This is a genomic window from Streptomyces sp. DH-12 (genome assembly GCF_002899455.1).
GTDB lineage: Bacteria > Actinomycetota > Actinomycetes > Streptomycetales > Streptomycetaceae > Streptomyces.
Window position 1 is genome coordinate 4,079,057 of the sequence record NZ_PPFB01000001.1, and the last position, 12,074, is coordinate 4,091,130.

The 12,074-nt window shown below is 71.5% G+C and carries 12 protein-coding genes and 2 tRNA genes; 9 read left to right on the top strand and 5 right to left on the bottom strand.

Translation table 11 applies throughout. The features are described from left to right. Nucleotides 1–35: 35 nt before the first annotated feature. From C1708_RS17215 to C1708_RS17235, 5 genes are all read right to left on the bottom strand, one after another. Nucleotides 36–812: an ABC transporter permease gene (locus tag C1708_RS17215; protein WP_106413516.1), complete on the bottom strand. Its 777-nt coding sequence runs from the start codon at nt 810–812 to the stop codon at nt 36–38. Further along, nucleotides 809–1,780, bottom strand: coding sequence for an ABC transporter ATP-binding protein (locus tag C1708_RS17220; protein WP_106413517.1), 972 nt, complete (start codon nt 1,778–1,780; stop codon nt 809–811). The genes C1708_RS17215 and C1708_RS17220 overlap by 4 nt, the downstream gene beginning before the upstream one ends. A 160-nt stretch (nt 1,781–1,940) precedes the next feature. Then, nucleotides 1,941–2,013 (bottom strand) — tRNA-Gly (locus C1708_RS17225). 80 nt (nt 2,014–2,093) lie between these two features. Then, nucleotides 2,094–2,165: transfer RNA gene (locus C1708_RS17230), tRNA-Gly, on the bottom strand. Nucleotides 2,166–2,324: 159 nt separating this feature from the next. After that, the gene (locus tag C1708_RS17235; RefSeq protein ID WP_106413518.1) at nt 2,325–2,642 is read right to left on the bottom strand and encodes a histone-like nucleoid-structuring protein Lsr2; all 318 of its coding nucleotides are present in this window, start codon (nt 2,640–2,642) and stop codon (nt 2,325–2,327) included. 354 nt (nt 2,643–2,996) lie between these two features. On the opposite strand from C1708_RS17235, the gene purS reads away from it, so the two are divergent. The 9 genes from purS (at nt 2,997) to purM (ending at nt 12,031) form a co-directional block, all read left to right on the top strand. After that, entirely contained in the window at nt 2,997–3,260 is a 264-nt protein-coding gene (purS, locus tag C1708_RS17240) for a phosphoribosylformylglycinamidine synthase subunit PurS (RefSeq protein ID WP_006133353.1), read from the top strand. Further along, the gene (purQ, locus tag C1708_RS17245) at nt 3,257–3,937 is read left to right on the top strand and encodes a phosphoribosylformylglycinamidine synthase subunit PurQ (protein ID WP_106413519.1); all 681 of its coding nucleotides are present in this window, start codon (nt 3,257–3,259) and stop codon (nt 3,935–3,937) included. Before purS ends, purQ begins: the two co-directional genes overlap by 4 nt. Beyond that, the gene (gene purL, locus C1708_RS17250) at nt 3,934–6,192 is read left to right on the top strand and encodes a phosphoribosylformylglycinamidine synthase subunit PurL (RefSeq protein ID WP_106413520.1); all 2,259 of its coding nucleotides are present in this window, start codon (nt 3,934–3,936) and stop codon (nt 6,190–6,192) included. The genes purQ and purL overlap by 4 nt, the downstream gene beginning before the upstream one ends. A gap of 158 nt (nt 6,193–6,350) precedes the next feature. Then, a complete protein-coding gene (locus C1708_RS17255; protein ID WP_106413521.1) occupies nt 6,351–6,833 on the top strand; it encodes an ArsR/SmtB family transcription factor in 483 nt (160 codons plus the stop codon). Nucleotides 6,834–6,858: 25 nt separating this feature from the next. After that, nucleotides 6,859–7,695: a M23 family metallopeptidase gene (locus C1708_RS17260; RefSeq protein WP_106413522.1), complete on the top strand. Its 837-nt coding sequence runs from the start codon at nt 6,859–6,861 to the stop codon at nt 7,693–7,695. A 9-nt stretch (nt 7,696–7,704) separates the two neighbouring features. After that, nucleotides 7,705–8,502 (top strand): maleylpyruvate isomerase family mycothiol-dependent enzyme, encoded by a 798-nt coding sequence (locus C1708_RS17265; RefSeq protein WP_106413523.1) that lies wholly within the window; start codon nt 7,705–7,707, stop codon nt 8,500–8,502. A gap of 53 nt (nt 8,503–8,555) precedes the next feature. Further along, nucleotides 8,556–9,341 carry an META domain-containing protein gene (locus C1708_RS17270; protein ID WP_106413524.1) on the top strand — a complete coding sequence of 262 codons (786 nt, stop codon included), beginning with the start codon at nt 8,556–8,558 and terminating at the stop codon, nt 9,339–9,341. A 62-nt stretch (nt 9,342–9,403) separates the two neighbouring features. After that, nucleotides 9,404–10,930: an amidophosphoribosyltransferase gene (purF, locus tag C1708_RS17275; RefSeq protein WP_106413525.1), complete on the top strand. Its 1,527-nt coding sequence runs from the start codon at nt 9,404–9,406 to the stop codon at nt 10,928–10,930. A 33-nt stretch (nt 10,931–10,963) separates the two neighbouring features. After that, entirely contained in the window at nt 10,964–12,031 is a 1,068-nt protein-coding gene (purM, locus tag C1708_RS17280; protein WP_106413526.1) for a phosphoribosylformylglycinamidine cyclo-ligase, read from the top strand. Nucleotides 12,032–12,074 lie beyond the last annotated feature (43 nt).

Consider the following 12,074-nt stretch of genomic DNA (forward strand, 5'->3'; position numbering starts at 1 on the left):
GCGGTGCCGGGTGTCGTCCGCCCCTGGTCAGCGCCTCAGCGCCGCGGCTCCCAGCGGAACCGCCGCCGTACAGCAAACACCGCCAGTACGGTCCAGGCCAGCGCCACCGCGAGGGCCCCGAGGGACTCCCCGGCCGAGAGGCCGCCGGTCCAGCCGCCGCGCACCAGGGTGACGACCGGCGTCAGCGGGAGCAGCTCGCAGACGGACGCCAGACGGTCCGGGAACAGCTCCAGCGGGACGAACATCCCGGAGCCGAGCATCGAGACGAACATCAGCGGCATGGGCGTGACCTGGGCGCTCTCGCCGGTCCGGGTCCAGCTCGCGGTGGCGGCGGCGAGCGCCGCGCTCATCACGAGGCCCAGCAGGAGGCCGATCACGGCCAGGTGCGGCGCGGAGGGCGCCGACAGGTCGAGCAGCACGGCGCAGCCCGCGATCAGCAGCAGGCACTGCAGCAGCCCGGTGAGGACGGCAGGCAGCGCGGCCCCGGAGAGGATCTCCGCGTCCCGCAGTTCGCCCGTGCGCAGCCGCTTCAGCACCAGCTCCTCGCGCCGGACGACGTAGACGCCGACGAGGGTGGAGTACACGGCGAACAGCAGCGAGAAGCCGACGGCGGCGGGCAGGACGAGCGTGCCGGGGGTGAGCCCGGCCTCCGCGAGGTTCATCTCCTCGGCGGCGGAACGCACGCTGAGCGGCATGATCAGCGGTACGAAGAGCCCGGCGACCAGGGCGCTCCTGTTGCGTCCCAGCAGCGTCAGTTCGGCCCGGGCCAGGGAGGTCATCCGGCCGGCCGGGGTGGTCGTGGTGGTGCTCATGCCGCGTACTCCTCCGTGGTGGCGCCGTTCGCCGCGGGGGCCGAGGCGTCCTTGGCGATGGTGAGGAAGGCCTCCTCCAGGGATGCCGAGCGCACGTCGAGGCGGCGCAGCTCCACGCCCGCGTCGCGCGCCCACACCAGCAGTGCGGTGGCCGAGCGCTGCAGGTCGTGGGTGCGCAGCCGGACGGTGCGGCCGTCCACGGCGTGGCCGGTCACGCCCATTCCGTCGAGCGGCGGGAGGTCGCCCAGGTGGTAGCCCTCGGGCAGGTCGAAGGTGATCCGGGACGGCTCGGTCGCGGTGACCTCCGCCGGGGTGCCGGTGACCGCGATCCGTCCGTCGTGCATGATCGCGAGCCGGTCGGCGAGGTTCTCGGCCTCCTCCAGGTAGTGCGTGGTGAGCAGCACGGTGGTGCCGGAGTCGCGCAGGGCGCTCACCAACTCCCACGTGTCACGGCGGCCTTCGGCGTCGAGTCCGGTGGTCGGCTCGTCGAGGAAGAGCACCTCGGGGTCGCCGAGCAGCGCGAGCGCGAGGTCCAGGCGCCGCCGCTGTCCGCCGGACAGCTGCTTGACCCGGACGTCGGCCTTGGAGTCCAGGCCCACCATCGCCAGCACCTCCCGCTCGGGGCGTGCGCCGCTGACGCAGCCCGCCCACATGCGGGCGGTCTCGGCGACGGTCAGCTCGGAGGGGAAGCCCCCTTCCTGGAGCATCACGCCGGTGCGGTGCCGTACGGCGGCGCGTTCGGTGTACGGGTCGTGGCCGAGGACCCGTACCGCCCCGCCGGCGGGCGGGGCGAGTCCTTCGAGGAGTTCGACGGTGGAGGTCTTGCCGGCCCCGTTGGTGCCCAGCAGGGCGAAGATCTCTCCGCGCCGCACGGTGAAGTCGATCCCGCGCACCGCTTCGAACCCGCCCCCGTAGACGCGCCGCAGGCCCGTGACCTCGATCACGTTCTCAAGTCCGGTCGTTTGCATGCCTCGAGCATCCCGTCGGGGGCGAGGGTCCGGCAGTGCGCCGTGTCACCACCGGACATGACAAATGTCAGACGGCCTCGCGGGGCGGGCGCCTTGAGGCGGGTGCGTGAGGCGGGCACACGAAAGAACCCCGGTCCGATGGACCGGGGTCTTGTTCCCGAGCGGACGACGAGGCTCGAACTCGCGACCTCAACCTTGGCAAGGTTGCGCTCTACCAACTGAGCTACGTCCGCATTGCCTCCGACCGGCTCTCACCGATCGGCGCGGGCACCAGCTTACCTGATCCACGACCGTGGAGGGTACGGCGGTGCAGAGCGGGTGACAGGAATTGCACACTGCGCCTTCCCCCTGGAAGGGGGATGTTCTACTACTGAACTACACCCGCATGTCCTCGGGCCGGGCCTTTTCTCGGCCTCGCCCCTCGGCGTGCTCCAGACTCTAGCTGATCAGCAGGGGGGCTGCGCAAGTCGGCTGTCGCGAGGGGCCGGTGACCGGCCGTCGGCGGGCTCACCCGACCGGGGCCGGCTCCGTACGGGAGTGCGGTTCAGCGGGCCGCGGCGAACGCCTCGTAGACCCGCTTGGGGATGCGGCCGCGGGCGGGGACGTCCATCCGGTTCGCCTGCGCCCAGGCGCGCACGGCCGCCGGGTCCGGGGCGATCTCGGTCTGCCGGTAGACCTCGCCGGAGCGGGCGCGCTTGCGGCCGGCGTCCACGTAGGGCTCGAGCGCCTCGCGCAGTCTCCTGGCGTTCGCCTCGTTGAGGTCGATCTCGTACGACGTGCCGTCGAGTCCGAAGGCGATCGTTTCCGCCGCTTCCGAGCCGTCGATGTCGTCGAAGAGAGTGACCACGACCTTCTGCGCCACGAATATCGGTCCCTTCGTGCGGCACCTCTTCCGTCCGGACGTCCGTCATGACGTGCCGGTACGCCCCAGAGATGTCGGCTGTCCGCCTGTAATCGGGCTGAGTATCTGCTAATGACAATTCATTTGTACAGTGCCCGGCAATGCAATGGGAAGCCCGACTAAATCTGCCCGCGTGTCCGGGCGCAATAGCGATGTGCGGGAGAACACGGATCTTTCCCGGATCTTTTCCGGCAAGCCTCTCCGTGATGCCGAATTGTGACGGTGCTCACGTAGATTCCTACAACTCTACTCGCGTAGAAATTTTGTGCGGGTAGTCTGAAGGAACCTGCTCAGCACCACACACCGGGAGTGCCAGTGGCACGCGTCGTAGTCGACGTCATGCTCAAGCCGGAGATCCTCGACCCCCAGGGCCAGGCGGTGCAGCGCGCACTGCCGCGACTGGGTTTCGAAGGGATCTCGGACGTCCGTCAGGGAAAGCGATTCGAACTGGAAGTTGACGGGCCGGTCGACGAGGCCGCGCTCGCCCGTATCCACGATCTTGCGGAATCCTTCCTCGCCAACACCGTGATCGAGGACTTCACCGTCCGGGTCGAGGAAGTCGCGGAGGCTGCGAAGTGACCGCTCGTATCGGCGTCGTCACTTTCCCGGGCAGCCTCGACGACCAGGACACCCAGCGCGCGATCCGCGTCGCGGGTGCCGAGCCCGTCGCCCTCTGGCACAAGGACAAGGACCTCAAGCAGGTCGACGCCGTGGTGCTCTGCGGCGGTTTCAGCTACGGCGACTACCTGCGCGCCGGCGCCATCGCGCGCTTCTCGCCGGTCATGGACACCGTCATCGACCAGGCCAGGGCCGGCCTGCCGGTGCTCGGCATCTGCAACGGCTTCCAGATCCTCACCGAGGCGCACCTGCTCCCCGGCGGCATGCTGGGCAACGACCACCTGCACTTCATCTGCCGCGACCAGAAGCTGCGGGTGGAGAACGCGGACACCGCCTGGACCACCGACTACGCGGCCGGCCAGGAGATCCACATCCCGCTGAAGAACATGGACGGCCGCTACGTCGCCGACCGGTACACGCTGGACGAGCTGGAGGCCGAGGGGCGCGTCGCCTTCCGCTACCTCGACTTCAACCCGAACGGCTCGCTCAACGACATCGCCGGCATCACCAACGAGGCCGGGAACGTCGTCGGTCTCATGCCGCACCCCGAGCACGCCGTCGAGCCGCTGATCGGTACGGGCCGTACCGACGGCCTGCCCTTCTTCACGTCGATCCTCAAGAAGCTGGTCAACGCATGAGCCGGACGCCTCTGGACACGGTCGAGCACGCGGCCGTCACCCCCGACGTCGAGCTGCCCTGGGCCGAGCTGGGCCTGAAGAAGGACGAGTACGAGCGGGTGGTGGAGATCCTCGGCCGCCGTCCCACCGGCGCCGAGCTCGCCATGTACTCCGTCATGTGGTCCGAGCACTGCTCGTACAAGTCCTCCAAGGTGCACCTGCGCCAGTTCGGCGAGAAGGCCCCCGAGTCCGACGCGCTGCTCGTCGGCATCGGCGAGAACGCGGGCGTGGTGGACGTCGGCCAGGGCTACGCGGTCACCTTCAAGGTCGAGTCGCACAACCACCCGTCGTACGTCGAGCCCTACCAGGGCGCGGCCACCGGCGTGGGCGGCATCGTGCGCGACATCATCGCGATGGGCGCGCGCCCGGTCGCGGTCGTGGACCCGCTGCGCTTCGGCGCCGCCGACCACCCCGACACCAAGCGCGTGCTGCCCGGCGTGGTCGCCGGCATCGGCGGCTACGGCAACTGCCTGGGCCTGCCCAACATCGGCGGCGAGGTCGTCTTCGACGCCTGCTACCAGGGCAACCCGCTGGTCAACGCGGGTGCGATCGGTGTCATGCGGCACGAGGACATCCACCTCGCCAAGGCGTCCGGCGCGGGCAACAAGGTCATCCTGTACGGCGCCCGCACGGGCGGCGACGGCATCGGCGGCGCGTCGATCCTGGCCTCCGAGACCTTCGACGACGCCAAGCCCTCCAAGCGTCCCGCCGTCCAGGTCGGCGACCCCTTCCAGGAGAAGCTCCTCATCGAGTGCACCCTGGAGGCGTTCCGGGAGAAGCTGGTCGTCGGCATCCAGGACCTCGGCGCGGCCGGCCTGTCCTGCGCCACCTCCGAGCTGGCCTCCAACGGCTCCGGCGGCATGCGCGTCACCCTCGACGACGTGCCCCTGCGCGACTCCACGCTCTCGCCCGAGGAGATCCTCATGAGCGAGTCGCAGGAGCGCATGTGCGCCGTCGTGGAGCCGGAGAAGGTCGGCCGGTTCCTCGAGATCTGCGACAAGTGGGACGTCATCGCCACCGTCATCGGCGAGGTGACCGACGGCGACCGCCTGGAGATCTACTGGCACGGCGAGAAGATCGTCGACGTCGACCCGCGCACGGTCGCCCACGACGGCCCGGTCTACGAGCGGCCCTACGCCCGCCCGTCCTGGCAGGACGAGCTGCAGGCGGACGACGCGAACAAGCTGCCCCGGCCGCGGACCGGCGAGGAGCTGAAGGACCAGGTCCTCAAGCTGGTCGGCTCGCCCAACCAGGCGTCGAAGCAGTGGATCACCCAGCAGTACGACCGCTTCGTGCAGGGCAACACCGTCCTCGCCCAGCCCGAGGACTCCGGGATGATCCGCATCGACGAGGAGTCCGGCCTCGGCGTCGCGATCGCCACCGACGGCAACGGCCGGTACGCCAAGCTCGACCCCTACACGGGCGCGCAGCTCGCCCTCGCCGAGGCCTACCGCAACGTGGCGACGACCGGCGCCAAGCCGCTCGCCGTCTCCGACTGCCTGAACTTCGGCTCCCCGGAGGACCCGGCGGTCATGTGGCAGTTCGCCGAGGCCGTGCGCGGTCTGGCGGACGGCTGCCGGCAGCTCGGCACGCCGGTGACCGGCGGCAACGTCTCGCTCTACAACCAGACGGGCGAGGCCGCCATCCACCCGACGCCGGTGGTCGCCGTCCTCGGCGTCATCGACGACGTGGCCCGCCGCACCCCGGTCGCCTTCCAGGAGGAGGGCCAGCTGCTGTACCTCCTCGGCGACACCCGCGAGGAGTTCGGCGGCTCGGCCTGGTCGCAGGTGATCCACGACCACCTCGGCGGCCTGCCCCCGCGGGTCGACCTGGAGCGTGAGCGGCTGCTCGGCGAGATCCTGATCTCCGCCTCCCGCGACGGCATGATCGACTCCGCGCACGACCTGTCGGACGGCGGTCTGATCCAGGCGGTCGTCGAGTCGGCCCTGCTCGGCGGCAAGGGCGCGCGTCTGGTGGTGCCCGACGGGCTGGACGCGTTCACCTTCCTGTTCTCCGAGTCGGCCGGCCGTGCGATCGTCGCCGTGCCGCGTTCGGAGGAGGTCCGCTTCAACGACATGTGCGGTGCGCGCGGCCTGCCGGCCACCCGCGTCGGCGTCGTGGACGGCGACACGGTCGAGGTCCAGGGCGAGTTCTCGCTCACCCTGGCCGAACTGCGCGAGACCCACGAGGGGACGATCCCGGCGCTGCTGGCCTGACCCCCCCCGGCCGGCCCACGCCCGGCCCTTCCGGAGCCCCCGCCCCTTCCGGCGGGGGCTCCGTCGTGTCCGGGTCCGCAGATGTCCATGGTGTCCACAGGCTCTTGCGCGAGATTACGTAGTTACGTAATCTCGAAGGCGTGGAACTGGAAGAGCGCATGACCGAGCTGGAGCGCCGACTGGCGGCGCTCGAAGCGGCCGACCGTACGGCCCCCCGCGTGGGGGAGGGCGACTTCTGGGCCCTGGAGGGGCTCAAGGAGCAGCTCGCCGAGCTGAAGGCGGCCGACGGAGGCGTGCTGTTCACCGGCGCGGTGCGGCTGCCGACCGGCGAGCGGTACGACTGGCAGCACGGCGCGCTCACCTCGGACCTGCTCACCTACGAGTGGCCGGACGCGGCGGAGTCCTTCGCCGCCCTCGGCCACCCGGTCCGGCTTCGGCTGCTCCGCGAGATAACCGGCGGCCGCCGCACCGCCGCCGAACTGGCGGAGCTGGACGACATCGGCACGACCGGGCAGATCTACCACCACCTGCGCCAGCTCACCGCCGCCGGCTGGCTGCGCACCACCGGCCGGGGCCGCCACGAGGTCCCGGCGGGCCGGGTGGTGCCGCTGCTGGTGGCGCTGGCGGCGGCACGGCACTGACGCACCGACGAGCACGGGGGGAAGCATGTCCGCACGCAAACTCGCCAAGACCGCCTACCGTGGGCTCCTCATCGCCTTCTTCGCCCTGGTGATCGCCCACGTGACGCTGGACCTCGGCCATCCGGTGTGGTGGGACTTCCTGCCGCTGCTGCTGGCCCACGTCGTACTGGTCGTCGCCAACCGGTGGGGCGGAGCCCCGGACAGCCCCCGCGCCGCCCGGGAGCCCGTCGAGGTCGAGCCCCCGGTCACCGGCCGCTGGATCGCGCTGAACAGTCCCGCGGACCACACCCCGAGCCACCACACCCATGCCTACGGCCAGACCTTCGCCATCGACGTCGTCGCCGAGCCCGAGCCGGGCTCCCGTCCGGCGTTCCGCGCGCTGTGGCCGATAGCCCGCCGCAACGGCGACTTCCCCGCCTACGGCGCCCCGCTGCGCGCGGTGGGCGACGCCACCGTCGTCCGGGCCACCGACCGGGCGCGCGACCACCTCAGCCGCGGCTCCCTGCCCGCGCTGGCGTACCTGATGCTCCTCGAGGCGAACGTGCGGGACCTGTTCGGCGCCGGGAGGATCATCGGCAACCACGTGGTCCTCGACCTCGGCGACGGCGCCTACGCGCTCTACGCCCACCTCCGGCGCGGCTCCCTGACCGTCGGCGAGGGCGACCGGGTGCGCGCGGGCCAGGTGATCGCCCAGGTCGGCAACTCGGGCAACTCCACCGAGCCCCACCTGCACTTCCAGCTCATGGACGGACCCGACCCGGACACCGCGCGGGGCATCCCCTTCACCTGGCGCGGCACAGGCGTCCCCCGCAACAACGAGGTGTTCGAGGTCCCGGCACAGCGGGCCGACGCCCGCGCATAGGCTTCCGCCATGCCACCGGCCAGGAAACGCCCCCGCTCCTACGACCCCGCCAGGACCCGCGCCGCCGTCCTGGCCCAGTTCGGGCACGTACGCACGGCGGTCCGCGCCCTCACCCCGGAGCAGCTCGCCGCGCCGACCCGGCTCGGCGACTGGACCGTCCGGCAGCTGGTCGCCCACATCGGCACCGCGCTGCTGGCCGTGGACCGGCTGCTGGACGAGCCGGAGCCCGCCCGGCAGGACGCGCGGCTCCTCGACTGGCCCTCGGCCGTCGCCGCCGACGCCGGCGCCATCGCGGACACCGCGCACCGGCTCGCGGCCGGCCACCCCGACCTCGACGCCTACCTCGCGGACGCCGAGCGGCGCTTCACCGCCCGCCTCGACACCCACCCCGGCGGCAGGCTGCTCCCGACCAGCGCGGGCGCCCTGCCCCTCGCCGACTACGTCGTCACCCGCGCCGTGGAGCTCGTCGTCCACACCGACGACCTGAACGCCGCGGTCCCCGGCCTGGACGTCCCGTACGACCGGCAGGCGCAGGCCACCTGCGTCCGGCTGCTGGCCGACGCGCTCGCCGCGAAGGCGCCCGGCGGCTCGACGGAGGTGCGCGTCCCGCCGTTCGCCGTGGTCCAGTGCGTCGAGGGCCCCCGGCACACCCGGGGCACCCCGCCGAACGTCGTCGAGACCGACCCGCTCACCTGGATCCGGCTGGCCGGCGGCCGTCTCTCCTGGCCGGACGCCGTGGCCTCCGCCGCGGTCGGCGCCAGCGGCGAGCGCGCGGACCTCGGGCCGTATCTGCCGCTGCTCGGCTGAGCAGCGAGCACGTGACGGGGGAACCACTCGCTCCGCCCTTCCGTCGGAACGGCATGGACCGACACAAGCACACCGCGCGCAGGACCCTGACGGCCGTCGCCGTGCTCGTCGTCCCGCTCGCCGCGGCCTGCGGCAGCGAGAAGGCGGGCGCCGGCAGCGGCGCCGCCGAGGCGGAGCGGCCGGTCACCGGCGTCCGCTGGACCGTCGACAGCGTCACCGTCGACGGCGCCACCCACCGTGCCCCCGACGGAGCCCACCTCACCCTCGGCGAGGACGGCCGGGCCACCGGCAGCTACGGCTGCAACCTCTTCGAGGCCCGCGTCCGCACCGACGGCGACCGCGTCCGCATCACCCGCCCGGAGACCACCCTGCGGGCCTGCGACGAGCAGGTCATGCGGGGCGAGAGCGCCGTCTCCCGCGTCCTGGCCGCCGGAGAACTCAAGGCCGACGTGGCGGGCGACCGCCTGACACTGACCGCCGCGTCCGGAGACACCGTGCGCCTCAGCGAGACCGAGGACAGCCCGTTGCACGGCACCCGCTGGAACGTCACCACCCCCGACGGCGCCGGCCGCGCCCACCTCACCTTCGACGAGAAGCGCGGCGCGGTCTCCGGGAACCTGGGCTGCAACCAGGTGAACGCCGACGCCACCGTGCGCGACGGCCATATCACCCTCGGCGTCCCGTCCCTGACCCGAATGATGTGCGAAGACTCACTCATGGACGCCGAGAAGGCTTTGACGAAGCTCTTCAACGGCACCGCCGCCTACGCCGTCGACGGCGACACCCTGACCCTGACCAGCGAAAACGGCACCGAGATGCGGGCCGTCGCGGCCCGCTGACCCACCCGCGGGCCCGCATCCCGCATTCGGACCAGCGGCCGGTCTCGCCTACACTCGGTGGCGTGCCACGTGGTGACGGACGACTCAACCACGACCTGCTCCCCGGAGAGAAGGGCCCCCAGGACGCCTGCGGCGTCTTCGGTGTCTGGGCTCCGGGTGAAGAGGTCGCCAAGCTCACGTACTTCGGGCTCTACGCCCTCCAGCATCGGGGCCAGGAATCCGCGGGAATCGCGGTCAGCAACGGCTCCCAGATCCTCGTCTTCAAGGACATGGGCCTGGTGTCCCAGGTCTTCGACGAGACCTCCCTCGGCTCCCTCCAGGGTCACATCGCGGTCGGTCACGCCCGCTACTCGACCACCGGCGCCTCCGTGTGGGAGAACGCCCAGCCGACGTTCCGCGCCACCGCGCACGGATCCATCGCGCTCGGGCACAACGGCAACCTGGTGAACACGGCGCAGCTCGCCGGCATGGTCGCCGAGCTCCCCAAGGAGAACGGCCGCGCGCCCAAGGTGGCCGCGACCAACGACACCGACCTGATCACCGCCCTGCTGGCCGGCCAGCGCGCCGCCGACGGCGAGCCGGTGACCGTGGAGCAGGCCGCGCACGTGGTCCTGCCCAAGGTCCAGGGCGCCTTCAGCCTCGTCTTCATGGACGAGAACACCCTCTACGCGGCCCGCGACCCGCAGGGCATCCGCCCGCTGGTCCTCGGCCGGCTGGAGCGCGGCTGGGTGGTCGCCTCCGAGTCCGCCGCCCTCGACATCTGCGGCGCGAGCTATGTGCGCGAGATCGAGCCGGGCGAGTTCGTCGCCATCGACGAGAACGGACTGCGAACGTCCCGATTCGCGGAAGCGAAGCCCAAGGGCTGCGTCTTCGAGTACGTGTACCTGGCCCGCCCCGACACCGACATCGCCGGCCGGAACGTCTACCTCTCGCGTGTCGAGATGGGCCGCCGTCTCGCCGCCGAGGCCCCGGCCGAGGCCGACCTGGTGATAGCGACGCCGGAGTCCGGCACCCCCGCCGCCATCGGCTACGCGGAGGCCTCCGGCATCCCGTTCGGCGCCGGCCTGGTCAAGAACGCGTACGTCGGCCGTACGTTCATCCAGCCCTCGCAGACCATCCGGCAGCTGGGCATCCGCCTGAAGCTGAACCCGCTCAAGGAAGTCATCAAGGGCAAGCGCCTGGTCGTGGTCGACGACTCGATCGTGCGCGGCAACACCCAGCGGGCCCTGGTCCGCATGCTCCGTGAGGCGGGCGCCGCCGAGGTCCACATCCGGATCTCCTCGCCGCCCGTGAAGTGGCCCTGCTTCTTCGGCATCGACTTCGCCACCCGCGCCGAGCTGATCGCCAACGGCATGACCATCGAGGAGATCGGCACCTCCCTGGGCGCCGACTCCCTGGCGTACATCTCCCTCGACGGCATGATCGAGGCGACCACCATCGCCAAGCCCAACCTGTGCCGCGCCTGCTTCGACGGCGAGTACCCGATGGAGCTGCCCGACCCCGAGCTCCTCGGCAAGCAGCTGTTGGAGACCGAGCTGGCCGCCGGCACCGCCGCCCCGGCCGCGGTCGACGCGATCCGCCGCCCGTAAGCCCTGACGGACGACACGAAAGCTCTCACAGCCATGTCCCAGAACACTGGTGCCAGTTACGCAGCGGCGGGCGTCGACATCGAAGCGGGCGACCGCGCGGTCGAGCTGATGAAGGAGTGGGTGAAGAAGACCCGGCGCCCCGAGGTCCTCGGCGGCATCGGCGGATTCGCCGGCCTCTTCGACGCCTCCGCCCTGAAGAACTACGAGCGCCCGCTGCTCGCCTCCGCCACGGACGGCGTCGGCACCAAGGTCGACATCGCGCGCCGGATGGGCGTGTACGACTCCATCGGCCACGACCTGGTCGCGATGGTCATGGACGACATCGTGGTGTGCGGCGCCGAGCCGCTGTTCATGACCGACTACATCTGCGTCGGCAAGGTCCACCCCGAGCGCGTCGCCGCCCTCGTGAAGGGCATCGCGGAGGGCTGTGTGCTGGCCGGATGCGCCCTGGTGGGCGGCGAGACGGCCGAGCACCCGGGTCTGCTGGGTCCGGACGACTTCGACGTCGCCGGCGCCGGTACGGGCGTGGTGGAGGCCGACCGGCTGCTCGGCGCGGACCGCATCCGCTCGGGTGACGCGGTGATCGCCATGGCGTCCTCCGGGCTGCACTCCAACGGCTACTCGCTCGTCCGGCACGTGCTGCTGGAGCGGGCCGGTCTCGCCCTCGACGCCCGGATCGACGAGCTGGGCCGCACCCTCGGTGAGGAACTGCTGGAGCCCACCAAGATCTACTCGCTGGACTGCCTGGCGCTGATCCGCACCACCGAGGTGCACGCGTTCAGCCACGTCACCGGCGGTGGACTGGCGGCCAACCTGGCCCGGGTGATCCCCGACGGGCTGCACGCCACGGTGGACCGCTCCACCTGGACGCCCGCTCCGGTGTTCGACCTGGTCGGGCGGACCGGTTCGGTCGAGCGGCTGGAGCTGGAGAAGACGCTGAACATGGGCGTCGGCATGATCGCGATCGTGCCGCAGGAATCCGTCGACGTGGCGCTCACCACGCTGGCCGACCGCGGCGTGGACGCCTGGGTGGCCGGCGAGATCACCGAGCGCGGTGACCACACCACGGGTGCGGCTCTTGTCGGTGACTACGCGAACTGAACACCTGGTCGTTGCCCGCACGGTGAACGTGCGGGCAACGCAC

Coding starts and splice junctions, on each gene's coding strand:
- C1708_RS17215 (WP_106413516.1), bottom strand. CDS start 812: ATGAGCACCACCACGACCACCCCGGCCGGCCGGATGACCTCCCTGGCC.
- C1708_RS17220 (WP_106413517.1), bottom strand. CDS start 1,780: ATGCAAACGACCGGACTTGAGAACGTGATCGAGGTCACGGGCCTGCGG.
- purL (WP_106413520.1), top strand. CDS start 3,934: ATGAGCCGGACGCCTCTGGACACGGTCGAGCACGCGGCCGTCACCCCC.
- C1708_RS17255 (WP_106413521.1), top strand. CDS start 6,351: ATGACCGAGCTGGAGCGCCGACTGGCGGCGCTCGAAGCGGCCGACCGT.
- C1708_RS17260 (WP_106413522.1), top strand. CDS start 6,859: ATGTCCGCACGCAAACTCGCCAAGACCGCCTACCGTGGGCTCCTCATC.
- C1708_RS17265 (WP_106413523.1), top strand. CDS start 7,705: ATGCCACCGGCCAGGAAACGCCCCCGCTCCTACGACCCCGCCAGGACC.
- C1708_RS17270 (WP_106413524.1), top strand. CDS start 8,556: ATGGACCGACACAAGCACACCGCGCGCAGGACCCTGACGGCCGTCGCC.
- purM (WP_106413526.1), top strand. CDS start 10,964: ATGTCCCAGAACACTGGTGCCAGTTACGCAGCGGCGGGCGTCGACATC.